The 1,272-nt window shown below is 42.1% G+C and carries 1 protein-coding gene; it reads right to left on the bottom strand.

Annotated features, from left to right (window positions below):
* Positions 1 to 36: 36 nt before the first annotated feature.
* Positions 37 to 1,217, bottom strand: a protein-coding gene (locus BCT81_RS23420) for an IS3-like element ISVisp1 family transposase (protein WP_102426033.1) whose coding sequence is annotated in 2 segments (ribosomal slippage) — positions 37 to 932 and positions 932 to 1,217 — 1,182 coding nt in all. Because the reading frame shifts where the segments join, the coding sequence is not laid out codon by codon here.
* Positions 1,218 to 1,272 lie beyond the last annotated feature (55 nt).

Here is a 1,272-nt window from a genome sequence, read left to right on the forward strand (position 1 = left end):
TGATCTTCACCCGATAAAATGGACACCCTATTCTCTTTAACCCGTCACGACTTCATACTCATGTGGGGTTCGATATCCGAGACTTGAGTGCAGTCTATAACGGTTATAAAAATGCTGGATATAACCGGCAAGTTTATCTCTAAGCTGCTTCTCACTTTTAAAACTATTTTTCCTAATTATGTCGCCTTTGAGCGTATGGAAGAATGACTCCACCTCCGCATTATCGGTGCAATGACCTGGACGATTCATACTTGGGACAATTCCATTTTTTGATAATAAAGCTTGAACTTCATGGGCTCGATATTCAGAGCCTCTGTCGGTATGAAACAATAAGCGCTCTTGTGGCTTTCGATTTCTAATGGCCATTCTCAACGAACTCATCGTTAGCTGTGTACTCTTCTTACTACCAAGCGACCAACCGACGATTTTACGTGAGTAAAGGTCGATAACGACGGCTAGATACATCCAACGTTTACCTTGCTTTATATACGTTAGATCTCCAGACCATTGTTGATTAACTGCCGTTGGTTTTGGTGTATCTTTTTTAATATTCTTAATCGATTGATAGAACCGATGTAGCTTGGCCATTTTCATGTAAATGCGATAACTTCGTGCTCTTAGCCCTTGCTCTCTCATGATCCGAGCCACACGCTTGCGGCTAACCAAAACGCCTTGGCGCCTCAGTTCTGCATGAACTCGTGGGCTGCCGTAAGTCTCTCGACTCTGGGTAAACACTTTAATTATACGCTTCTTCAAAGCCTGCTCTTCTTGATCGTAGCGGCTTGGTTCTCTATCAAGCCATGCGTAGTAACCCGACTTAGAAACAGATAGAAAACGGCACATCAATACAATGGAATAACGCGTTTTGTAATGGGCTATGAATCGGAATTTTGTCGATTTTCTTGGGCAACGAATCGTTGCCACTTTTTTAGCAAGTCATTCTCTAGCTTAAGTTGTTCATTCTGACGTTCGAGCTCTGCAATCCGACTAGACTCAGTTTTATGGCTCGGGATCTGAGTCCTTTTCTTACGTTTATCTTCCATAATAACCCCTTCTCTATAGTCCTTTCGCCATTTAGAAAGCATATAAGGGTGGATATCTAATGATAGCGCCACGCTTTTAACTGTAGCTCCTTCTCGAAGCGAAAGTCGGACAGCAGTTACCTTAAATTCCGTAAGATATTGTTGAGTTTTTTTACCTGATTTATAAGCTGGCATAAACACCTCCAATTACTATTGAAGGTGTCCACTAGATCGGGTCAACTACAGAATC

It is taken from the genome of Vibrio sp. 10N.261.52.A1, assembly GCF_002876325.1.
Classification (GTDB): Bacteria; Pseudomonadota; Gammaproteobacteria; order Enterobacterales; family Vibrionaceae; genus Vibrio; species Vibrio chagasii.